Source organism: Microbulbifer mixtoriginis (SeqCode) (genome assembly GCF_052466765.1).
Window position 1 is genome coordinate 2,407,036 of the sequence record NZ_CP174289.1, and the last position, 22,414, is coordinate 2,429,449.

Consider the following 22,414-nt stretch of genomic DNA (forward strand, 5'->3'; position numbering starts at 1 on the left):
ACCTTAACTCACACCTTATTTTGGACACGACAACGCAGTAGCCATTCACCGCCCATCATAGTTCCCATTAGCACATATGAAACAAGGCCATTGTAAAGAGTCCAGACTTTCATATCGCCGTTTAAAACAGTTGCCAGTGCGAAGCTTCCATTAATTAAAAAGAATAGGCACCATGCCTTGGTAACCTTTCGTGTATATAGAATACCTTCAGGTGGTAAATCTGGAGTCGTAAGGCGAGCAAGCCGTTCTACTAATGTTTGTGGTTGACTCAAACTGTATAAAAACAGTGAAAATAGAATCAGGTTACAAAGTACTGGATACCAAAGAAGTCCACTTGAATCGCCCCTTAACCAGGAGACGCCAACAACAAAAGCCAAGGCCACGGCCATTAGCTTGGTGCCAATCGCCTTATTCGCGCCGCCAAACAATACCCTTGAAACCGCAACAATCAACAGCAGTAACAGAATACTACTTAAAGACAAGTATTCTATGCCAAAATAAATTGCCACAGGGTACAGTGTCAGAATTATGACCAATATTAGCTGCGCGAATCGACTCACTTCTCCGCCATTACCTTTTCAATTGCACCAACTACATCTCCAACAGTTCTTACACTTTTGAATTCTTCAGGTGCAATTTTCTTTCCAGTAAGCTCTTTTAAACGAACTATCAGGTCAACCGCATCAATGCTATCTATATCCAGATCATCAGCAAGGTGGGCTTCTTCTGTTATATCCTCTTCATCAACCTCAAACATCTCAACAAGGATTTCGGTCAATTTTGGAAAAATGTCTTCTCTATCTTTCAACATACATATCTCTCTTACGCGCGGCTACCATCAACAAATTTTGCCAGGCTGTTCACACTAGCAAAATGTGATTTGGTATCTTCATTTTCTGCATCGATAGATATGTTATATTTCTTCTGCAATGCCAGACCTAGCTCAAGCGCATCAATGGAATCCAAACCTAGACCTTCACCAAATAAAGGCTCATCTGCGATGATTTCCTCTGGTGTAATATCCTCTAGGTTTAGAACCTCAATAATCAGTGTCTTTAGCTCTTCAACCAAATCATTCACGCAGCACACTCCTCAGTATAAAATGCTTTTAATTCTTGGGTAACTTGCCTGGCTACCAATGGGCTTTCGCTTTTTTCTTTCATCTTGAGAATCTCCCAAGATTCAGAGACATCAAATTCAAAATGTGGCCGCGATAACGGAATGCTGTACCACGGGATATTTTTCATCAGCATTGGCGGGTTGCAGCGAATGGTAACCAGAGTCGGACTAATACCAGAACGAAGTGCCATATAGGCAGCCCCCCGCTGGAACTTGAATGGTTTCCCTGGCACAGAGCGGGTTCCTTCCGGAAATAAAACCACTGACTCCCCTTTTTTCAAAGATTTTGAGGCAAGCTCAATTATTTTTTCCGGGTCATCATTGGGAATATAACCCGCAGTCATTACAGCACCACGCATAAAGGGATTTCGAAATAGACTCGCCTTTACAATACAGTTTGCATTAGGTATTCGAGATATAAGAAAAACGACATCAATAAGAGTGGGATGATTAGCCAGTATTAATTGGCCGGGCTCTTGCAGTTTAATCTCATCCTTGAAATCATAAGTATATATCCCTGTTTTGTGCATAAATCCAATAAACAAACGGAAGGCATGATGTATGATTAACCTAGCCTTACGCATACGTACATTTGCATTAGGGTATAAAATTCTGAGAGGTGGAAATAAAATAAATCGAAGGATCAGACCACCAAAACCAAATAGACTAAACGCAACGGCAGTGGCTATCAGCCTAAACCAATACCGATCATACCTCTTGCCAGACTCCAAATTAGTTTGCATTGATTAGTAACTCCCACCCTTTGGCAACAGGTACTTTTCCTGAGTTTTTAATAAGCGCGCTTATCAGAGGTAGCTGATAATCAGCCTCTTCAAATGCCGTTTTTAGTCTGACGCTCGAAGAATTTAGCAAAGTCACTCCAGTACCCTTACTTCCCTCAACTGGTAAGGTTAAGAGTAAAGCTGTAGCACAAACACCTGAGGGACTTTGGGTGCTAGGGTGATACATTTCTGGCAGGGGTTCCTCACAAAATATCAGCAGTATTTCTTTTGCACCTTCCCGCAAAATACCGGTAGCTTCCATTAAACCTGCCAGTAATGGATAGTCACCACCGGCTAAAGCGAGAGCTGGAGATCGTACTTTATTCGCTATAGACAATTGGCCGGCGATCGCATTGTGTACTGATAAGCCAAACGCCGTAGGGGATAAATCTTCTTCCGCAGCAACCCCCTGTAGAAGAGAGTAAGTTCTCATCGCCTCTCCGTGCACAGAGCAACACAGCAGGGGGATATCTCTCTGCTGCAGAAGTGGGTAAGCACTATTAAATACGGCTTTAGACAATGGGCTCAGGCGGCGCCTGAGCATCGCCGGAAGAAAGGAGACATCAGCCAGGGTATCTTCCTGCAGTTCTAACTCGCCACTGTGCCATCGATGCCAGTCCGCAGGTTCCGAAACCCCCGCATACCAAGCTCGCCAATCGGAAATTACAAATTCAATAGACAAACTACTCTTATGGAGCTTGGCTCCAACCCTCAATATCAAGCCTTAGTATCCAGCCAGCTCTACCATTGTTTTTAGGTGGCTTTTTGAGCTTTTCGTGACCGGCAACAGGGCGGGAATGGTACACAAAATGATCAATTCTCGCTAGCAAAAGAACCTTCAATTGGGACTGGTGAGTTTCTTTATTACACCTAAATACACGAGAACTATTCCTTAGGACATTTCTCGTATACTAGCGCCCTTAATTTCACTGGCATAAGGTCAACTTAAGACTTCGTGAGCCTCTAAAAATGATAAAGCTCTCACCAAGAATAAAATTCCCTTAAGGTGACAACTTAAAGGAAAAAACTCTAAACTTAAGAATGATCCTTAATTACCCAATCCGGTATTTATGGTCTATTTCTGAGGCAATTCTGAAGATGTACGTACCCCATCTTTTCCTCAACCATTTACCATGAGAGCCGTTCTGCTATTCAGCTTTGTTAGTGATTACAATCTAAGTCTGAATCGATAGATAAGACTTTATGCTTTATTTTACTTGTTCTTCATTCAAAAATTGGCCTGAAGATTGGCAGGCGAACTCATCTTTCTTATTGAGTGGCACGGAACATTTACGTTTAAAAAACATTCGCAACCAGAATCGGAGGATGCAATTTTTAGCCGGGCGCCTACTCGCGAAAACCCTTATTGCTGAACGGTTCGGATATCCCCCTTCTGATCTAGAGATTGACCCTAAGAACCCTACAGTTGCCAATTTCTCAGGAACCCCTATTGTCAACCTCTCAATCAGCCATACGGCAGACTACCTTGCAGTCTCCATTGGAAAAATTCCGGTTGGTATTGACTGTGAAAGAGACCATCCCAAAAGAGATTGGCTGGCAATAGCCCAGAATTACTTTAGCTCCTATGAGGTGTCCTGGTTACAAAGCTTACCGATAGCCCTCTTAAAGCAAGAGTTTATAAAATCTTGGACCATAAAGGAGGCGCTTGCCAAGTGCAGTGGTGATCCACTCGGTAAGCTGCTTAAAGTCTCTTCACTGGTCGGCCAAGAAGAAAATTGGCCTGAACCCTACTCTGAATACCGATGTTGGAGTGGGCAACCTGAAGAAGATATCTACCTTTCACTTGTAGTTAGGCCTAGGCCCAATTTTACTTCTAAAGAGGTAATAGGAACTTACCGCAATAGTTTTAAAGGCCCTGCAACTCGAGAAATTCGGCTGAAAGCATCATGACCTGGAGATTCCCTGCTCAAATTAGCCAGGTATCGAGGGAATCTCCAATAACCACTAGTGCACGTTAACTACTGGCTAAACAGGTCCCCAAAGAAATCTCCCTCATACCATGAAGGCTTATCCGCAGCATCCGCCACTTCCCTAGCAATTAGATAATTAACTTCGGTAAATTGCTTAGCAGCTGCATAGCTCACCCCAGCATCAGGCGCATCTCCGGGTTTGTGATAGCTCTCTTTCAGGAATGCCACTTGTTTAGCGGTACCATCAATATTCGGGTCCTGAGCTTCGCGCCCAGTAATTAGGTAAATAGAGGGCACACCGCGGCGAACGAAATTATAGTGATCACTACGAACAAAGATCACTTCTTCTGGCATGGGATCAGGGCTCAATTTTAAACCGCAGAGTTTTGCCGCATGCTCCGCAATCTGGCCAAGGGATGAATGCTCGGCACCAAAGGCAATAATATCGCGGAATGGGTAGAGCAGCATGGGCATATCCAGATTGATATTGGCCACGATGGACTGCAGAGGTACGGTAGGGTATTCGGCAAAGTAGTCCGAGCCGAGTAATCCTTTCTCTTCCCCGGTCACCGCAACAAACAATAGAGAGCGTCGCGGTGCTTGGCCAGACTCCGCAAACAACCGTGCGGTTTCCAGCATTACTGCGATACCTGCGGCGTTATCTTGAGCTCCATAATAAATCTGGCCATCTTCTTTTTTACCGATATGGTCCAGGTGTGCAGAGAAGACCACATATTCATTTTTAAGCACCGGGTCGCTACCCGGTAATACAGCCACAACATTGGGGCTACGCACTTCCTGATGCTTAGAGCTTGTACTCAGGGCAGCACGGTAAGGCAGCGAAAATCCACGGGGATTTTGACCTTTTTCCATAATGCTGAAGATAGCTGCGAGGCTCTGTTGGGCACCGTCGAAGAGTTTGCTCGCCGCATCGATATCGAGCAATACACCAGGATACAAACCGGGGATAGCGCTGCCCGGCTCGCCTTTTCGGTTTACCCAGTCGAAAGTCTCATCGTGACGATGCTCCGCATAGCGCACGAAGGGGCGGCGCTTCTCACGCTCGGGGGTATAAACGGTGATATAACCCACCGCACCATGACGAGCAGCGGCCTCACTCTTGTTGCGGCTTGATGCATAGTGAGCCCCCACTTCACTGGGCAGACTCTTCGGGCGACCACTCAGTATCACTGCAATCTTACCCTTCACATCCAATCCGGCATAATCATCAAGGCCATAGTCCGGCGCTTCAATTCCGTAGCCAACAAACACCAGCTCGGCCTCCAAGCGTGCCTGCTCACTGAACGCAGAAGGCGAGGTGATAAAGTCCCCCCCGAAGGCAAAGCCGACCTCACCTTTGCTCCCCTTTAAAACAAAAGTCGGCTCAGTGCCATTCCAGCTGGCACTACGGAAAGGTACATCCTGGAAATACCCCTGCTCGCCAGCCGGAGCGAGCCCCATGGAGTGGAACTGCGCGGCCACATATTGCGCTGCCTTGAGGTAACCTTCGCTGCCTGTGTCTCTTCCCGCCAGTTCTGCAGAAGCCAGGTAATTCACATCCCGACTGATATTGTCGATATTCGCGCTTGGGGCTGTGCTGGTGGAAACTGGCATACAGGCCACCAGCAGCAACGACAGCAGGCCGCTGAGCAGGACTTTTCTTTTCATCGGATTACTACTTCTCGAATAAATCTTTGCGGTCTGCCAGACAGAACCAACACCGCACCAAAAAGGAGCGCAATCTTACCACGTTCAGACTTAGTGCAGAGCACCAAGATGTGAGTGATCACTTACTTGAAAGGGTTAATATATAGAATTCAGGCGGCCTTGTAGAGCCCAGGAAAGGCTCGGCTTATTGCTGCGGTCACTTCCTCATGGGCCCGATCCGCACAAAACTCTCCATGGGCTGCCAGAAAGTGTAGGAAGGGCAGCTGTAGCAGGCGCTCAAAATCCTCCTGCAGCCAACAGCGTTGGTCCCGGCCTTCAGGAGTCATCCGTGTTCGCCAGGCAGGCGGTACCTGCATCCCCGAGCGCATACCGGACAGTCGCAGCAGATTTCGGCCAAACCAGCTACAACCGCTCCACTTCCCCCAATACTGCAGAGCATCACAGCCCAGCAACAGGCCGTCATTGAAGGGCAGCCACCAGAATGCCTCTGGGTAACGGCTGTAACGCAGTTCCACGAAGCGACTGCCGGGTATTGGACAAACACCACCATCCCTCACCAATCTATCGGCACTAGGTGGATAAAAGTTCGAGCCGGTCTGCCGCCAAAAAGTCAGATCAAAATGGTCACGGTAATAAAGATCATCCTGGCCGTGATGGTAGCCAAGACGCACTGCATGAGCTATTCGGCCGAGATCCTGCAACTTCTCTTCTTGCGCTGGACGCAGGCGTATCGGGTTCACCAGTATCAGCTCTTCCTGCCAACGCACAATGGCCATGTTGCGGTTAATGGTAACCGCCGGAGCCAGTTTTACGGTCCCAGGGACGAAGAACAGGTCTGGTAGTAGTTGGCGAATCTCGCCGTGGGGCTGGGGTTCGGGGTAATTAATACGCACTGGCAAGCGCTCAGGTGTAATACACCCGATTACTGAGCCCGCGTAAAAGCTGTAAGGCTCGCTGCGCGCTCTCTTCAGGGACAAAGACATGATCGTGACGCAGAGCATTTACCATATTGGCCACTATGCCCGCATCAGCCAGCTCCCTGGCGACTGTAGCGGTAAGGCCCACCGCACTGAGACCGGAAAAGACCTGCAGGGTAATTTGTCTGAAGGGCCCGCTGGAAGCAATCCCATACTGCTGTGCCAAGCATCTGGGTAAGATCGCACTCATCCCCTCGCCTTCGCGGAAGATACACAGGCTTTGAGTCAAGACTTCTTCGAGCCGAGCATCCGACACCTGGCAAAACACGTAGGTTTCCTCATGTAACTTTGGGCACATATTTCTCAGGATATTTGCGAGGGAAACTTCTGCAGTCATATCCGGTTTGCCGTTGAAAAAACCTGCTGTGAAAATACTCAGAGAATGGGTGCCAGTCAGAAACCACCTAGTGTAATTATCCAGAGGGAACATTTCCCACAGGTAGAACTACATGGCCATAAGACTTGCTGGATCATCACGTTCTATTAATGGATGACAACACCACTGTCTCAGTGGTTTTTTATTTTAATTTCGCTGACGGGTTTTCACCCTCTTTTTATTGGTTTTTTTCAATTCCTCTCCTTCTAGCTCTGGCTCGCCCGGAGCTGGTGCAGTATTCACCTCTAAATCGGGGGTATCTTTCTTTTCCCAGCGTTGCAACATTCTATCAATCGCTTTTTCCAGACGCACACGAGGGAACTCGGGACAGGGAGCACCCTTGCCAGGATCATGCCAGGCAGATAATGGTGCAACAAAAACAATCAGAGATTTATGCAAGCGATCCCGACCGATACTCACTTCCGTCCAGGTAGTCTGCCAGGCAAATTTACCTCGCACTGAATAATCGCTCTCATAGGATTTTAAAGTGAGAAAATAGGGATATATTTTTCCTCTGCGGCAAATGATTCTACGACCGGTTTTTATATTGGCCATTTGGGTGAAAGGATCAAAATACCAGTGGATATCGTAGCCAAAAGCAAATTGCATTTTTCCGTCATGTGGGAGAAAAGCGTAGGAGCGGCCAGTACCATCGGGTTTTAGGCTCCATACATGGCGGGCCTCCCCATCTCTGGAGATTAGCCAGGCACCTACCCACTGGCTGGCATTCAGCTTGGATTGAGCGTGCCAGCCCGCATTGCGCTGCTGTGTCTGTTCACTCTGTTTTTCTTTTTTTTTCTGCTCCTCCTTGGCAAAAGCTGAAAATGCTGTGAGCAAAAATACCAGAGTCAAAACCAAGGACTTTTGCATCACAGCTCTACTCCAATGTTCGGCGCTCCCCTCCCTGAGTGGAAAATTCCTGTTTTGTTTCTTACTCGGACCCAAAAATCAGCTGGCAATGTTGGGGCAGTTGCTACCCGCTTTAGGCGTACTCCAGTCACTCAATCGGCGCTGGAAACTCAGTAATCCACCGCCAGCCTGCAGCCAGTGCCGCCCGTCTATTACGGCAAATAACAGAGTGGAGCGGCTCCAACCACGAAACGCCACCGAGACCACACCGCCCTTACAGCTAACGGAAGCACCGGTGCGGACCCGCACACGATCACCATCCAGTTGCCAGTTAATGGCAAAGCCATGAGTCAATCTGCCACCGGAGTTAAAGCCATAGGCATAACCGGAGCCATCGGCATTGAGTTGCCAAACCAGTTGGTCGTCACCTTCACTCACTACCAACCAGTTGCCAGCCCACCTTTGTTGAGCTGATTCCGCCGTTGCCATCGAGGGCAATAACAGGAACAGCATTAAGGCAATGGCACAACTCTGTCGTATGGCGACAAACACAAAATTCGAAGGGGGATTACGCAAATACTTCATGCGCTGCTCTACCGTAAGTGCTCCACGGTAAGAACCGCGGAAAGGGGTTGCTGTAAACGGCGGCTGGCGTCACCGCCAATTTTCCTGGCCGGTTACGGCCACAGGCCAAAAAAACCGGCGTGAAAAATCGCACAGGCGCTATTTTTCACATCCCTTGCTTAGTAAGGCTAGACGCTAAATCCCACAGTGGCATTAGAAGCATTAAAAATATTTATTGAGGCGCCACTATGGGGGAGTGGAATTAGAAAGGCTGTTAGATAGGGCTACGAGCAATCATTATTTTGAGTGAGCATCAGACAGGTTTTTATCCGCACGCCACACACGGTATTTCAATTGGACGCCCTCCGGCAGATACACCACCAGGGGCTGGCTACTTGAATAAGGCAGTATCAGGCCGTTACCGCGCACGCGGATAAAACGGCGCGATTCGGAATCGGACCCGCAAACTTTACTGGTACCTTTGGAGGGCTTTGGTTCTGCCAGCACATAATAGGGGTAACCCCAACCCGGTAGAACCTGGCGCTGTAAGGGCGCGCTATAACTGCGCAGGTTGCAATCGGCCAATGCATTCTTGCCTGGCACTAACTCAACCATAAAGCGGCTCTCATCGACCACCTTGGGCAACTCAATAACATGGCGCCGCTTACCCTCAACTTCTGCAGGAAAGGCATCTAGCGGTTCGGCCGCCTGAAGCGGCACCACACAACAGAGAATAAGAGCGGAGAATAAGGATCTTGCCACGGCGACTTCCTCACGGCTGATCAGCTGATTTGGCGCACAAACCCTTTAAAGTCTAGACCGCTTTCTCCAGCGCAGTCCCCACCAAAGTGACACCCCCAGTGCTAGTGCCAATGCAAAGAGCAATGCCGCCCATAAATAGCTGATGTGTCCCCCCGGCATTGGTTCCAGGCGTGCTCTGGCTCTTCCCAGCAAGGTGCCTAAATTTTGAATTGAAGCGATCACATCAGTATTGGGCGCGTTTGAGAGCACTTCTCGGCGCAATGTTTGCCATTGGGCTTGTAACTTGCTGTACAAAACCCGGTCGCTCATTTCAATGGATTGCTGTAACGGCTTATAGCCCTCTCGATAGGCAAGCATCAATTTGTGATAAGCACCGGCATTGTCACCGCCTCGATAAGCGGTTTCCGCCAAGCTTAGTAACCCCTCTGCGCGAGTAAGGGGGTGTTCGAGGGAGCGGATCAGGTGCGGGTGGCCCCGCCACCACAATAAGGCACTCCTGGCATCAGTGGGCAACTCAATCGGTCGGGTTACCGCCATACCCGGCAGACTGATCAGTGCTGGATAGCGCTCGGCAAGATCGGCGGAGGGTGGCAGCTGATTTTTTACTGCAAAAGCGGCCACCGTCACCGCGAGAGCCCAGCGCTGGCGACTATTTAAGTCGCCATCAACCCGCTCGCTATGCACGCTATCCACGTTAGGGTCGAGAGTATTGTAGAGGTCATAAAGACTGAAACTCGCCATCCGCCTAGCATCGCGCAGATCGGGCAGGGCTCCATCACCCTGGCCCCATCTACCGTGGCAGCTGGCGCAGCGCTGTTGGAAAAGGGGAGCAGCCAAGCTGGCTGAAGGCAGTGAGTGGGCTGGTGAACGCTGCATTTGATAGAGAGCCGCCAATCGGTCGGCTATCTCATTGGCGCGCCTTCGCACTTTTTCAGCATCCTCGCGTCGGCTCAAAGCCTCCTGTAACCCTGTCATGCTGTTTTCCAGGGCTGAACGGCCCGGTTTATCTGGCAAGTTCCGCACCAGATCCAGCGCCTCGGCAGCATGGTCTTGCTGGAGTTGATAGAGACCTGTATCGATGATTTGGCCTTTATCGATGGCATCCCCGTAACCCACAGCGATATAGGAAAGCAGGTTGCTCGCGCGCGCGGCAAGCTTGTCATTTTCCGCGACCTGCTGCGCCCAAAGAGATTGAACTGAGAGGGCCAGCAAGAGTAGTAAAGTCCATGAATTTCGCAAAAATGACTTCCTGTTACTGGCAGATAACGAATGGGGTGGTAGTCGTTAATTGTGGCAAACGCCTAGATACAAAAAACCCCGCACTGGGCGGGGTTTGTTTTCAGCTGGACTGTTAGCCTCGATCGGCGCGCTCCTTGGCGATCAAGTAATCCGCTACCTGCAGCATCAATTCCTGACCATTGCTCTTGCCCTTGTAACCCGGCAGAGAGGAGCTGATACGGTACTTACCAGCCACAACCACTTCAGGTGTACCAGTCATTTTATAGGCGCGCTGATTGGCGACACCCTGCTTGACCTTGCTGTTGATGGCGAAGGAGTTCATCAGCTTGGCCGCTTTGGCACCATCGGCGCCATGCTTGTTAAATAAGGCTTCAATAGCAGCCAGGTCGGGCTTAAAGTTGCGACCTTCACGAATCGCCAGCATTTGGCGCTGGTTGTAGATGGTGTTGAACAGCGGAGTGTGCATTTTTTCCAGAACACCCATGGCATCAGCCACGTAGAACAAGCGGGCGTGAACATCCATCACTGGCTGCCAGATAGCCGGCAGCTTCACCAAGGAGACATCACTGGGCATTTTTTCTTTCCAGCGCTCCAGCGTCGGTTCGAAATGAAAGCAGTGGGCGCAGCCATACCAGAACATCTCGGTCACTTCGATTTTATTGGCGTTTTTTTGCGCTACCGCCTGTGGCAGCACTTGGTAGTGTTGGCCCGCCTTGAATTCACCGCCTTCTTGGGCGCAGGCGACTAGGCTGAACAACACAGCCAAAACCATCGTTATAGGGGCGAGAACTGCTCTCATAAGTCTTCTCCAGCTTGTACATTCGTGGTTCGAGCGCCTGATTTGGCGGCATACTGTCGGGCCACTGAGGACACAATAGACAGCGCAGATTATTTAAGTTCCCAGCGCCAGGCGCAAGGAAAGGTCGCAAAAGTGGCAATACTTTACCCAATTCCCGCCCACTTGAGCGAGCGTCGGGCACAAAAAAGGCCGGTGTGTGACCGGCCTCTCGTTACTGTGGCTAACCCTTTTAGTCGGTCAGACCAGCGATATAGTTGGCAACCGCCTTGATCTCTGCATCGGAGAGCTGCTTGGCAACGGTGCGCATGGTGCGGACCTCACCATCATTGGCACGAGTACCCGCACGGAAGGCTTTCAGCTGCGCTTCAATATACTCCGGATACTGACCGGACAGGCGCGGATAACCCGCTGGCGCATTGCCCTGACCGGTGGGAGAGTGACAGCCCATGCAAGCCGGTACGCCAGTTTCTTTATTGCCTGCGCGGAACAGCTTGCGGCCAAGGATTAGGCTATCGACACTGTCGCCACTATTAAGCATCACCGGGAAGGCTGTGGAGCCAGTCAGCTGCATTGGCTGGGAGGCGAAGTAGGCGGCGATATCCTGCAGGTCTTGGTCGTTAAAGTTATCCAGCTGACCGATCATCTGCGGTATGTCGCGAGTTTTGCTCTGGATGTCTTGGAGCTGCTTATAAAGGTACTTTTCACCGAGGCCAGCGATTTTTGGGAAAGCCGGTGACAGGCTGTTGCCATCAGCACCGTGGCAGGCGGCGCACTGGGCGGCCTTAGCCTTGCCCGCAGCAGCATCGCCAGAAGCCATTGCAAAAGGTACGGCCCCCAAGCCGAAAACCAAACCGAGTGCCAGAGCAGTGTTCTTGATAATGCTGTTCATACGTCGTCCCGTTGCGCGCTGAAATATGGCGTTTCGTGTCGCCCCCGATAGTCCTGCGACGCGAAAACCGCGGCATTATATACTTGCGCGCCAAGCGAGTGTACTGAATCAGCAGACTTAAACGATGCCAATTAACAAATTTGAAGCCCAACCACAGAAACTGAACTATCGTTCCATACGATTTCTCACCAGCGCCCCCACTCTGGCACAGTGTCCTGAAGACATTGGCGCCGAGGTGGCCTTTGCCGGCCGCTCCAATGCGGGCAAGTCCAGCGCCATCAATGCCCTGACCAGCAACAACAAGCTGGCGCGTACCTCTAAAACCCCCGGGCGCACCCAGCTGATCAACTTTTTCAGCCTGTCAGAAGACCAGCGCTTAGTAGACTTGCCAGGCTATGGCTACGCCAAGGTAGCCCGTGCTATGAAAGACGAGTGGCAGCGCCATCTGGCCGAGTACCTGGAGCAGCGCACCTGCCTGCGCGGCCTGGTGCTATTAATGGATATACGCCAGCCTCTCAAGGAGTTCGATCTGCATATGCTCACCTGGGCGGTAGAGGCCGGACTGCCCGTGCATATCCTGCTTACCAAGGCCGATAAAATGAAAAATGGCCCGGCCAACAACGTCCTGTTCGCCGTGGAGAAATCCCTCAAGGAGCAAGGGTTGAGTCGCGGCGTTACCCTACAGACCTTTTCTTCACTGAAAAAAACCGGCCTCGACAAGCTGGAGCGCAAGCTAAACACCTGGCTGGCGCCCCAGACCGATGCTGAAGTGCCAACCGAGACTGAGAGCTAAAGCAAACTCTGGGGGAGACGAAATCCAGTTACGCCTTTGCACGCGGTTCTGCTCAGTGAACATCTAGCCAAAGCCACCGATCTGCAAGTCAAAGCGATGATCAAGGAGGTCGGGGGCTCCAAGATCACCCTGTCAGTTCCGGCCCGGCGAAATGTTCTCTCCCCCGGGCAACAGCGAACGCAGTAGCAACTCACGCAGACGACGTCGCGCTTGGGGGGTCGCACAGTGCAGGGCCTCTGCGCAGAGGGCACGCTGTGCTAACAGATCCACCAGGGTATCCTCGCAAATAGCAACGGTGAGCAGACGCGAGGATTTTTCGACCTCTGCTGCCGCCTCCCCTTTAATGCAACTGCAGGTTCGCCCCGCCATGGGATACGAGCTTTCCCCCGGCAAGTAAGGGTGCCGGCTCGTCGTCCCCATCCGTATAGAGTGCGCTGATGCAGTCAGCGGCAAGCCGCTGTTTATCGCGATCTCCCAGTTGGCGGGCGAGAACAGAACTGGCTCCAACAAGGAGGTAGTGGTGGTGTTTTTCATCTCCCTGCTTCCGGTAAGCCGCCATTAATTGAGCGGCACATTCACTAAAACGTGTTGCAGATACGGCATAGCTGGGCCACTCGCTTGTGAGCAGCATTCCCGCCACATCAAACGCGCAACCCAGGTAGGGAATTGCCTCACTATGATTTCCCTCTTCGCACAGCATCCTGCCGCGCTCCATCCAATCCAACCACGCCTGTTCCGCACGATCGTTATTCTCAATCAGCCACTGGCGGTGATTAGCACATAGGTAACGTAAATTCACGGTAACCCCCCTGTAAGGTTTAAATTAAAGATAATGAGAAACATTATCATTTGCAAGCGCATTTAATTGAAAGAGACAAATGAAAAGACTCTTAGGGAGGTATTGAGAACAAGGCATAAAAAAAGCCGGCAGATGGGGGCTGCCGGCTAGGGGTCAGTGCCCTTGGGGTGGGGCACTTGCCAGACGCACCCAGGGGGACGGGTACGTCTGAGGGTTCCTCTACATATGCAAACACCTTGCATATTGGAAGGTTAGGCTGGCTCAGATTCGTTTCCCAGCCAGTAAACACCACGATCAGAGGTGCGCGAATACTATGCCCTTTAATCACTAATTTCCGGAAATAGGTTCCAAAGACACCAATAAATCAGCGGCTAATAAGAAAGGTCCAGAGAGGCGGAAAACAAATCCTCCTGCGCGCAGACAAAAAAAACCCCGGGTTTGGGGAATTCCGGGGTTAAAAAGCTGAACGCTTTGGGGTTAGGGAGCAACAATGATCTGTTTTATTCGATAGGACATTTGCCCCATTTGTTCCCATTGCTTAAGTAAATAAATGTAAATGCGGCTCAGGGGCGGAAAAAATAACGCGTGATAGGGATGGAACGGATTCCAGAGGAGTATTTATGCGCCAAAATTGCGTAAGACAGATGTGAAGCAGAGAGTTACTTTGTCGATAAGACTAATTTACTGAAAAAATTAAAGTGTAAGCTCACTCACCGGACCACAATCATGCAGGCGCCGAATCGCTTCCGCCATCAATGGGGCGCAGTCGAGTAGATGGAAACTCTGTGGCAAATTTAACTGGGGTAAAGAGTTGGTCACTGCCACCGCCTCCAAGGGTAGTTGTGACAAGTTTGAGAAAGCATCGCCACTAAATTGGCCGTGGCTGGCCAGTGCCAGGATACGCTGCGCCCCGCCTCCATGGGCAGCTTCCACCGCCCGACAGAGCGTTGCACCACTAGCGATAAGATCATCCACAACCAACACGACCGCCCCCTGCACTTCCCCCACCAAGGTGCCCCCGCTGATTTTTTCTCCACTGCGATACTTCTCGACGAAAGCGCAACCTACTGGGCGCCCCAGACGCTCACTCAGGGCCTCGCGCAAGGCCTCCGCGCGCTTTATACCGCCCTCATCCGGCGATAAAACCGATAGTGGTCGCGGCTCCGCCAACAGCTGACTCAGCGCAAACTCCAGTAACAGCGATTCCGACAGCAAATGTAAGGTGCGGCAGCGAAAAGCATTCTCGAACGCAGCCAGGTTGTGGGCATCGAGAGTCACGACCACCTGAGTCCCCACGGCCTCAAACAAGCTGGCCAGATAGCGAGTCGGCAGTGGATCGTGTAATTTGGTGCGGCGGTCTTTGCGTCCGTAGCAAAGGTAGGGCATTACTGCGGTAATACGTGCCGCCCCTGCATCGCGCAGTGCGCCAATGAAGAACAAACAACGCAGCAGTTTTTCATCGACACTACTGCAATGGTCCCTGTATAGGGATTGCACCAGGAAGACATCCGCCCCCTCGACATCATCCAATGGACGCACTTTATGCTCACCATCGGCAAAGCATCGCTCTTCGTGGCGAGCTAGTGGTTCACCCAGGGCTGCAGCCACACGACCAGCAAAATCGGCGCCGGCATCCAGGCTAAATAGTTTCAGTCTACTCATAGTAAACTCGCACGAAACCAGCGCTCGGTCATGCGCACTACTTCATCCATGGCACCGGGTTCCTCAAATAAATGACCGGCGTGGGATATCAAGTGCAAGCGGGGCTCATTGACCATATGATTTAGGGCCTCTTTATTTAATTCCAGCACCTGCTTGTCATCACCGCCTACCAACAACAGCGTGGGCGCCTTAACTAGGGGGAGATCGGAACCGGCCAGGTCCGGTCTGCCGCCCCGTGAAACCACCGCACCCACCAGGGACGGACGCTCGGCGGCGGCAATCAACGCTGCCGCAGCCCCAGTGCTGGCGCCGAATAGTCCGATGTGCAGAGTCCGGGTAGTTTCCCCATGTGCGGCCCAATCGATCACTTCCACCAGACGCCGGGCACTCAGGTCGATATCAAAGCGGTATTCGCTGGTGGCCTCATCTGCACGGGTTTCCTCTTTGCTGAGCAGATCAAATAAAAGTGTGGCAAATCCATCATCGTTCAGACGTCGAGCCACGGCGATATTGCGCGGACTGTTGCGGTTACTACCACTGCCATGGGCAAAGATCACCAGCGCACGCGCCTCCTGGGGCAGCGTGAGAGAAGCCTGGAGAGTTTTGTGCTCCGCTGCCAACGCTATAGTTTTGTTCTGCATTGATGGCCCTCTCGGTAACCAGGGGACAAGGGCAGTTAATAATCCTAGCCGCCCAGACGTTATGGCAAACGAATGAAATCTTTGTAGTGCTCAGACTAGACCAGATGAACGCCAGCGGGCCTGCGGGAATTACTTGTGTCGCTTAATCCATGAAAAAGCGAGAGCTGTAGAAGGGTTTAATTTGAAGGCAAAAAAATGCCCCGGACTTGGGGGAGTTCCGGGGCAAACATCTGACTTCCTTGGGGGATGATGACGCATTCCAACGATCTTGCCTTTTTAGAGGGGATGTCGCCGGAACAGTTCCACGATTTCGCGCAAAGAATGCAAAAACGCCGACTTAAACACACTTATTGGCACTTTTTTCATCAAAAAGACGCCTATTAAGCCATCTTGTACCGGCGTATCTCATTGAACTGGCTCTTTTACTTAATGGATGAACCAGTCGCTTAAATTGAGAAACTCAATGCGCTTCATCCCAGCTCTTGCCGCGCCCCAGATCCACAATCAAAGGCACATGCAATTGGGCAGCGCCCTGCATAATCTCCTGTACACCACTGGCCACTGTCTCAACCTCATCCTTAGGCACTTCGAGTACCAGTTCATCGTGTACCTGCATAATCAGTTTTGTCGACAGCTGCTGCTCTTTCAGCCAGGCATCCACGGCTATCATGGCGCGCTTGATAATATCTGCGGCGGTGCCCTGCATCGGCGCATTGATCGCGGTACGCTCGGCCGCCTGGCGTTGCATGCCGTTGCGCGAGTTGATCTCCAGCAGATACAAGCGACGACCAAACAGGGTCTCTACGTAGCCCTTTTCCGCCGCCTGCTTGCGGGTATCCTCCATATAGCGCAACACACCGGGATAGCGTTCGAAATAGCGGTCGATATAAGTCTGCGCATCGGCGCGTGGGATATCCAATTGCTTGGCCAAGCCAAACGCTGACATACCGTAGATCAGGCCAAAGTTGATGGCTTTGGCACGGCGGCGCTGTTCATCACTAACTTCATCCAGCGCCACTTCAAAGACCTCTGCAGCAGTGGCGCGGTGAATGTCGGCTCCGTGGGCGAAGGCATCCACTAAGCCCTTGTCCCCAGACAAGTGCGCCATGATGCGCAGCTCAATTTGTGAATAGTCCGCCGCAATAATTTCACTACCGCCATTAATGCGCGGGTCCGCAGTAAAGGCACGGCGGATACGACGCCCTTCCTCAGTGCGGATGGGAATGTTCTGTAAGTTGGGGTCACTGGAGGACAGTCGACCGGTGGCCGCCACCGCCTGGTGGTAAGAGGTATGCACCCGTCCGCTGCTGGGGTCGATCATTTTCGGCAGCTTGTCGGTATAGGTATTCTTCAATTTGGCCAGACCGCGATACTGCATGATCAGCGCTGGCAGCTCGTGATTGTGGGCCAGTTCCTGCAGTACCGCTTCGGCAGTGGATGGCGCCCCCTTGGGGGTTTTCTTAATCACCGGGATCTGCAGTTTCTCAAACAGAATGACTCCCAGCTGCTTGGTGGAACCCAGGTTGAATTCCTCACCGGCCACCTCATAGGCCTTTTGCTCCAACGCGCGCATCTTCTGTTCGAGTTCGGCACTCTGCTCGGCGAGCATTTTCGCATCGATATAGGCACCGTTACGCTCCATAAGTGCGAGTACCGGCAGCAGTGGCATCTCGATTTCATCGAGTACCTTCTGCAGCGTCGGCTCCCTCTGTAGGCGTGCGCTCAACTCATTGTGCAGACGCAAAGTGATATCCGCATCTTCAGCAGCATAGGGACCGGCTTTATCCAGCTCGATCTGGTTGAAGGTAAGCTGTTTGGCGCCTTTACCGGCGATATCCTCGAAATGAACTGTGTGCTCGCCCAGGTATTTTAGTGCCAGGCTGTCCATATCGTGGCGGCTGCCGGTGCTGTCCAGTACATAAGACTCCAACATCGTATCCCGTGCGATACCACGCAGCTCAATGCCGTAGTTGGCCAGGATATGACTGTCGTATTTAAGGTTTTGCCCCACCTTTTTCTGCTTTTCGTCTTCCAACAGAGGTTTCAGCTTGGCGAGAATCTCATCGAAGGGCAGTTGCTCAGGTGCGCCCATATAGTCGTGGGCCAGAGGCACATAAGCGGCTCGATAGGGCTCGACTGCGAAAGACACCCCCACTAGTTTTGCCTGCATATAGTTAAGGCTGGTGGTCTCGGTATCGAAAGCAAAGATCTCAGATGCCTTGAGCTGTTCAAGCCAGGCGTCGAATTCAGTCATCTCGGTAACGATGACATAATCCCGCTCAACCGCCTCAGCCATGGCCTCTTCAGACTCTTCACTGGTCAGCTCTTCCAGCCAGCCGCGAAATTCATTTTGGGTGAACAGCTCTATCAAGGCATCGGTATTGGGATCCGCATTATGAAGATCCTGTGGGTGATAAGGCATCTCCACATCGGTCTTGATGGTGGCCAATTTGTAGGAGAGTTCTGCCGCCTCGCGGTGTTCTGCCATTTTCTTGCCGAGAGTCTTGGCGCCGCGGAATCCCAACGGTGCAATGGCGTCCAGGTCTGCGTAGATATTTTCGAGGCTGCCGAGATTTTGCAGCAGCGCCAGCGCCGTCTTTTCCCCTACTCCGGGGACACCGGGAATATTGTCGGATTTATCCCCCATCAAGGCGAGGAAGTCGATAATCAACTCCGGCCCAACGCCGAACTTATTCACAACCCCTTCGCTATCCATCTCCGTGTTGGACATGGTATTGACCAGAGTGACGCCGGGGCGCACCAATTGCGCCATGTCTTTATCACCGGTGGAGATAATCACTTCCTGGCCCTTACGCTGGGCTTCCAGGGCCAGGGTGCCGATCACATCGTCCGCCTCGACCCCATCTACCACCAGGCGCGGTAGCCCCATGGCATCGATAATGTCGTGGATCGGCTGAATTTGCTCGCGCAGGTCGTCCGGCATGGGAGGGCGATGGGACTTGTATTCGGCAAACATCTCATCGCGGAAGGTTTTTCCCTTCGCATCAAACACCACTACCACTGGGCTTTGCGGATGCTCCTTCAAGTGGCGGCGCAGCATGCTGATCACACCACGCACGGCGCCGGTGGGTTTGCCCTGGCTGGTGGTCAACGGCGGAAGAGCGTGAAAGGCGCGGTACAGATAGGAGGAGCCATCCACCAGGATCAGCGGGGCGGCAGGGGTGCTTTGTTTACTCATAAATCTCGGGATTCTGTTATTTGTCCTGTCGGGCGCTCGCGGCGCTGGATTGGCCGATAGGATACCCCCCTTTGCACAGTTTTTCCGCTCGCTAGCACCAGGCAGAACATTTACCGCCACCACAGCCCCTGCGGCAAAGCCAACTCATCTCGACGCTGGGTTACTAACAATCGACGCAGCAATCTCACCAAATGCTCAGGCTTGTCTAGTCTTGCCGGTAGCGACTTTCATTAATCGCCAACTCCCCGGAAACAAATGCCAATGGCCGCCCACAGGCGGCACGGGGCCTTTTATTTCCGCAAAAAAGTTACCCACAGATGTACAGGAAGGATTCTTATTATGAGAGGAGTGATGTACGCCGCACTGCTATTTACCGCCTCATTTCTAGCAACGCCAGTAGCCGCGGTATCTGCCTGCCAAACGGAAAAGTCCCAGCAAACGGTCTCTGCTACAGCAGATTATCCACAGATACCAAGTCACGAGCTGATGCTGGAAGAAGCCACCAGGGAACAGAGTGAAGCGTTATTTCAACGCCAGATGCGTCAACTGGAAAAGATGCAGCGCAAGGCCGAGCGAGATTCAGCGCGCGCAGAAAAACTTCTGCAATTCAAAAATAAATCCGGTAATGCCGGTTAAGCGGCTCTAATAAGGTATGGTTCCAAGGTATGGCCCGCGCCTCTACTGTCGGGCCATCTTTTTTTTCCCACATTGCCTGGGGCCCAGTTTACTCCTCTGCTTCATCTACACCGCTGTCGGGTATCTCACTAAGACAGCTGCGCGCTTGTACCAACAGTGACTCGATCAAGTCGCGATAGCTGGCATCGGGCCCCAGCTGTTCGCCGAGGGGGTCCAGAGCGACATATTCCAGTCCCAAATGCTCTGCCACTTGCCGGTCCCTAGTATTTTCTGGGACTTCTCCAAACAGGCAACCTCGCCCCATCCCACTGAGGTTTAACATAGCGCGTGCACCACGACCGCTACCGCTACCGCTTCCATTGCTTAGAGCACGGGTATTCACCCCAGCGGAGCCAAAGAAATGTCCATAAGCATCATGGGTCACCACTATAGGTACATCGCGGTAGGCCCATAGGGCCCTGTCCAGCACTTTCTGAAGGCTGGCCATAGATTGGGAAAAGTCGCGGGCGCGACTGCGATACAGCTCAGCCTGTTGCGGCTGCAATTGTGCCAGGCGCTCAGCGATCAGGGCCCCAGCCAATGCCGCATTGCGCGGACGCAGCCACAGGTGGGGATCGGCTGCATTGGCCCCCTGGTACTCAAATTCAGTTGCGCCCAATAATTGCAATTGCCTTTCCTCGGGTAGCGAATTCACCTGCCCGGCCAGCAGCCCCTCCATCTGCGGCCCCAGCCAAATCATCAATAAGGCGCGCTCCAGACGTGCCCGCTCCGCAACACTGGGGGCGTAATGGTGGGGATCGACCCCCTGGATTAATATTTTCACCGGCAGGTTATCACCGGCAATTTCCCGTGCGATCAGTGCCAGCGGGCGCACGCTCACCACCAGCTCTGTGCGCTCAATGGGCTGAGATTTACCACAGGCCAGCAGGCTGAGGCAGAACAACATCAGGGCAGAAAAGGAGAAAACACGCGAAGAGGGAGACATCGGAGACATTTGGCGAAGAAAAACTGCGATATAATCACAACCGGCTTCACGCCGCCAGCCCAACTGGCAACAGGCTCTCTTTTTGAGTCCTCGCTTGAAAGCCACAAACATACAGTTTTTCACACCCGCCCCGGAGATTTTGTCCTGAACCCTTCCCCGCCGCTAATTACCGCCGATCGCGTCGCGCTACAACTCGCCGGCCGGCAATTACTCCGGGACATCTCCGTGGAGTTGACTCGGGGGGAGATTGTCACCCTGATCGGCCCCAATGGCGCCGGCAAGACCACCCTGCTGCGACTACTACTGGGGCTGACCAAACCCACATCTGGCACCGTCTGGCGCCAACCGGGCTTGCGAATCGGTTATATGCCCCAGCGTTTACACATAGACAACTCTATGCCCATGTCCGTGCAGCGTTTCCTACAAATAGGCCAACCGGGAATAAAGACCACTCAAGCGCAGGCCGCACTGGATAGGGTGGGTGCCGAGCAACTGTTACAAGCCAGCCTAGCAAACCTCTCTGGCGGGGAGATGCAGAGAGTACTACTCGCACGCGCCGCCTCCCGCAAACCGCAATTACTGGTGCTGGATGAGCCCACCCAGGGCGTCGATGTTGGCGGGCAGAGTGAGTTGTATCAATTGATAGCCACCCTTCGCGATGAGCTGGGCTGCGGGGTGTTGCTGGTGTCGCACGATTTACATCTGGTGATGGCCGCCACCGACAGGGTGCTGTGTCTCAATCAACACATCTGCTGTCACGGACACCCGGAACAGGTGAGCAAAGATCCCGCCTACCTGGCGCTCTTTGGCGATACCGTGGCTCCCTATACCCACCAGCATAACCATCAGCACAAACTGAGTGGCGATATTGCCGGAGAGTGCAATCACTCTGGTACAAAGTCGAACGGCAAAAATAGAGAGCAATATTAAGTGGTCGAATTCGGCGAATTACTGCACAGCCAATTTCTCTGGTATGCCCTGGGTGCCGGTCTGCTAGTCGCATTAGTTAGCGGCCCACTGGGCTGTTTTGCCGTCTGGCGGCGCATGGCTTACTTCGGTGACACACTGGCACACTCAGCCTTGCTCGGTGTCACCCTCGGCTTTGTACTACACATCATGCCCACCCTCGCCGTTGGCGCAACCTGCTGTTTGCTGGCAATTCTACTGGTGTACCTGCAGCGCAGGCAGAAGTTAGCCGTGGATACTCTATTGGGGATTCTCTCCCACTCGATGCTCGCTCTCGGAATCGTGACCGTCAGCCTGTTCGAAATTAAGGTGGACCTACTCTCCCTGTTACTCGGCGACTTACTCGCCGTAGGCAGCCAAGATTTGGTGCTGATGTCTGTTACTGCCGTGGGCATCCTCGCTCTGCTTTATTGGCTATGGGAAAAATTATTAGCCTTCACTCTGCACGAGGAGCTGGCCTCGGTGGAAGGTGTGCCGGTAGAGAGAATACGTATGGCGCTAATGCTGATGCTAGCCCTGCTAATTGCCATTGCCATGAAAGTGGTTGGTGTGTTGCTGATCACCGCCTTGCTGATTATTCCCGCTGCTGCAGCACGCAGGCTCTCCCGCACTCCAGAGCAAATGGCGCTGCTGGCATCCCTGATCGGCTGCCTCGCCGTAGTGCTCGGCTTGCTCGCCTCTATTTTATGGGACACGCCAGCCGGGCCCTCTATTGTCCTGGCAGCGGCTGTGTTTTTTCTCTGTAGCCAACTACGTCCACTTCATAATTACTAGCGTT

25 protein-coding genes are annotated in these 22,414 nt (G+C 52.2%); 5 read left to right on the forward strand and 20 right to left on the reverse strand.

Features of this window, described 5'->3' with window-relative positions:
• Nucleotides 1–8 precede the first annotated feature (8 nt).
• From ACJJIV_RS10615 to ACJJIV_RS10635, 5 genes are read right to left on the reverse strand one after another with little or no spacing between them, the layout of a single operon-like run.
• A complete protein-coding gene (locus tag ACJJIV_RS10615) occupies nucleotides 9–560 on the reverse strand; it encodes a COG4648 family protein (RefSeq protein ID WP_444891671.1) in 552 nt (183 codons plus the stop codon).
• A complete protein-coding gene (locus ACJJIV_RS10620; RefSeq protein ID WP_252084036.1) occupies nucleotides 557–811 on the reverse strand; it encodes an acyl carrier protein in 255 nt (84 codons plus the stop codon). Before ACJJIV_RS10620 ends, ACJJIV_RS10615 begins: the two co-directional genes overlap by 4 nt.
• Before the next feature lie 11 nt (nucleotides 812–822).
• Nucleotides 823–1,080 (reverse strand): ApeE family acyl carrier protein, encoded by a 258-nt coding sequence (locus ACJJIV_RS10625; protein WP_252084035.1) that lies wholly within the window; start codon nucleotides 1,078–1,080, stop codon nucleotides 823–825.
• The gene (locus ACJJIV_RS10630; protein WP_444891672.1) at nucleotides 1,077–1,862 is read right to left on the reverse strand and encodes a lysophospholipid acyltransferase family protein; all 786 of its coding nucleotides are present in this window, start codon (nucleotides 1,860–1,862) and stop codon (nucleotides 1,077–1,079) included. Before ACJJIV_RS10630 ends, ACJJIV_RS10625 begins: the two co-directional genes overlap by 4 nt.
• Complete coding sequence (locus ACJJIV_RS10635; RefSeq protein WP_444891673.1) at nucleotides 1,852–2,583, reverse strand: beta-ketoacyl synthase chain length factor; 732 nt, start codon at nucleotides 2,581–2,583, stop codon at nucleotides 1,852–1,854. The genes ACJJIV_RS10630 and ACJJIV_RS10635 overlap by 11 nt, the downstream gene beginning before the upstream one ends.
• Nucleotides 2,584–3,104: 521 nt before the next feature.
• Here ACJJIV_RS10635 and ACJJIV_RS10640 point away from each other — a divergent pair.
• Complete coding sequence (locus tag ACJJIV_RS10640) at nucleotides 3,105–3,812, forward strand: 4'-phosphopantetheinyl transferase family protein (protein WP_444891674.1); 708 nt, start codon at nucleotides 3,105–3,107, stop codon at nucleotides 3,810–3,812.
• A 68-nt stretch (nucleotides 3,813–3,880) separates the two neighbouring features.
• On the opposite strand, the gene ACJJIV_RS10645 is transcribed toward ACJJIV_RS10640, so the two are convergent.
• The 9 genes from ACJJIV_RS10645 to ACJJIV_RS10685 all read right to left on the reverse strand — a co-directional run bounded on the left by ACJJIV_RS10645 (nucleotide 3,881) and on the right by ACJJIV_RS10685 (nucleotide 11,955).
• Entirely contained in the window at nucleotides 3,881–5,500 is a 1,620-nt protein-coding gene (locus ACJJIV_RS10645) for a M28 family metallopeptidase (RefSeq protein WP_444891675.1), read from the reverse strand.
• Between the two features lie 149 nt (nucleotides 5,501–5,649).
• The gene (locus tag ACJJIV_RS10650) at nucleotides 5,650–6,393 is read right to left on the reverse strand and encodes a hypothetical protein (protein ID WP_252084030.1); all 744 of its coding nucleotides are present in this window, start codon (nucleotides 6,391–6,393) and stop codon (nucleotides 5,650–5,652) included.
• A gap of 10 nt (nucleotides 6,394–6,403) precedes the next feature.
• Entirely contained in the window at nucleotides 6,404–6,814 is a 411-nt protein-coding gene (locus ACJJIV_RS10655; RefSeq protein WP_444883311.1) for an ACT domain-containing protein, read from the reverse strand.
• A 186-nt stretch (nucleotides 6,815–7,000) separates the two neighbouring features.
• Entirely contained in the window at nucleotides 7,001–7,726 is a 726-nt protein-coding gene (locus tag ACJJIV_RS10660; protein WP_444891676.1) for a hypothetical protein, read from the reverse strand.
• 75 nt (nucleotides 7,727–7,801) lie between these two features.
• Complete coding sequence (locus ACJJIV_RS10665) at nucleotides 7,802–8,287, reverse strand: hypothetical protein (RefSeq protein WP_444887657.1); 486 nt, start codon at nucleotides 8,285–8,287, stop codon at nucleotides 7,802–7,804.
• A gap of 276 nt (nucleotides 8,288–8,563) precedes the next feature.
• Nucleotides 8,564–9,028 carry an ecotin family protein gene (locus ACJJIV_RS10670; RefSeq protein ID WP_444887656.1) on the reverse strand — a complete coding sequence of 155 codons (465 nt, stop codon included), beginning with the start codon at nucleotides 9,026–9,028 and terminating at the stop codon, nucleotides 8,564–8,566.
• A 45-nt stretch (nucleotides 9,029–9,073) separates the two neighbouring features.
• Nucleotides 9,074–10,267, reverse strand: coding sequence for a c-type cytochrome (locus ACJJIV_RS10675; protein ID WP_444891677.1), 1,194 nt, complete (start codon nucleotides 10,265–10,267; stop codon nucleotides 9,074–9,076).
• Nucleotides 10,268–10,379: 112 nt separating this feature from the next.
• Entirely contained in the window at nucleotides 10,380–11,066 is a 687-nt protein-coding gene (locus ACJJIV_RS10680; protein ID WP_252084024.1) for a thiol:disulfide interchange protein DsbA/DsbL, read from the reverse strand.
• Between the two features lie 229 nt (nucleotides 11,067–11,295).
• Nucleotides 11,296–11,955 carry a c-type cytochrome gene (locus tag ACJJIV_RS10685; RefSeq protein ID WP_444891678.1) on the reverse strand — a complete coding sequence of 220 codons (660 nt, stop codon included), beginning with the start codon at nucleotides 11,953–11,955 and terminating at the stop codon, nucleotides 11,296–11,298.
• Between the two features lie 124 nt (nucleotides 11,956–12,079).
• Between ACJJIV_RS10685 and yihA the strand changes: the two genes are divergently transcribed.
• Nucleotides 12,080–12,748 (forward strand): ribosome biogenesis GTP-binding protein YihA/YsxC, encoded by a 669-nt coding sequence (yihA, locus tag ACJJIV_RS10690; RefSeq protein ID WP_444891679.1) that lies wholly within the window; start codon nucleotides 12,080–12,082, stop codon nucleotides 12,746–12,748.
• 132 nt (nucleotides 12,749–12,880) lie between these two features.
• Here the strand turns inward: yihA and ACJJIV_RS10695 are convergent, their stop codons facing one another.
• The 5 genes from ACJJIV_RS10695 to polA form a co-directional block, all read right to left on the reverse strand.
• A complete protein-coding gene (locus ACJJIV_RS10695) occupies nucleotides 12,881–13,117 on the reverse strand; it encodes a hypothetical protein (protein ID WP_444891680.1) in 237 nt (78 codons plus the stop codon).
• Nucleotides 13,089–13,547 carry a hypothetical protein gene (locus tag ACJJIV_RS10700; RefSeq protein ID WP_444891681.1) on the reverse strand — a complete coding sequence of 153 codons (459 nt, stop codon included), beginning with the start codon at nucleotides 13,545–13,547 and terminating at the stop codon, nucleotides 13,089–13,091. The genes ACJJIV_RS10695 and ACJJIV_RS10700 overlap by 29 nt, the downstream gene beginning before the upstream one ends.
• Nucleotides 13,548–14,240: 693 nt before the next feature.
• Nucleotides 14,241–15,209, reverse strand: a complete 969-nt coding sequence (locus tag ACJJIV_RS10705) for a ribose-phosphate diphosphokinase (protein WP_252084020.1) — start codon at nucleotides 15,207–15,209, stop codon at nucleotides 14,241–14,243.
• Nucleotides 15,206–15,850, reverse strand: coding sequence for a dienelactone hydrolase family protein (locus ACJJIV_RS10710; protein ID WP_444891682.1), 645 nt, complete (start codon nucleotides 15,848–15,850; stop codon nucleotides 15,206–15,208). The genes ACJJIV_RS10705 and ACJJIV_RS10710 overlap by 4 nt, the downstream gene beginning before the upstream one ends.
• Nucleotides 15,851–16,310: 460 nt before the next feature.
• Nucleotides 16,311–19,049, reverse strand: a complete 2,739-nt coding sequence (gene polA, locus ACJJIV_RS10715) for a DNA polymerase I (RefSeq protein ID WP_444891683.1) — start codon at nucleotides 19,047–19,049, stop codon at nucleotides 16,311–16,313.
• Between the two features lie 339 nt (nucleotides 19,050–19,388).
• Between polA and ACJJIV_RS10720 the strand changes: the two genes are divergently transcribed.
• The gene (locus ACJJIV_RS10720; protein ID WP_444891684.1) at nucleotides 19,389–19,685 is read left to right on the forward strand and encodes a hypothetical protein; all 297 of its coding nucleotides are present in this window, start codon (nucleotides 19,389–19,391) and stop codon (nucleotides 19,683–19,685) included.
• Between the two features lie 88 nt (nucleotides 19,686–19,773).
• Here ACJJIV_RS10720 and ACJJIV_RS10725 read toward each other — a convergent pair whose 3' ends face one another.
• Nucleotides 19,774–20,679, reverse strand: coding sequence for a metal ABC transporter substrate-binding protein (locus tag ACJJIV_RS10725; protein WP_444891685.1), 906 nt, complete (start codon nucleotides 20,677–20,679; stop codon nucleotides 19,774–19,776).
• A 135-nt stretch (nucleotides 20,680–20,814) separates the two neighbouring features.
• Here ACJJIV_RS10725 and znuC point away from each other — a divergent pair, with 135 nt between their 5' ends.
• Nucleotides 20,815–21,600: a zinc ABC transporter ATP-binding protein ZnuC gene (gene znuC / locus ACJJIV_RS10730; protein WP_444891713.1), complete on the forward strand. Its 786-nt coding sequence runs from the start codon at nucleotides 20,815–20,817 to the stop codon at nucleotides 21,598–21,600.
• Nucleotides 21,601–22,410 (forward strand): zinc ABC transporter permease subunit ZnuB, encoded by an 810-nt coding sequence (znuB, locus tag ACJJIV_RS10735; RefSeq protein WP_444888953.1) that lies wholly within the window; start codon nucleotides 21,601–21,603, stop codon nucleotides 22,408–22,410.
• Nucleotides 22,411–22,414: the final 4 nt, after the last annotated feature.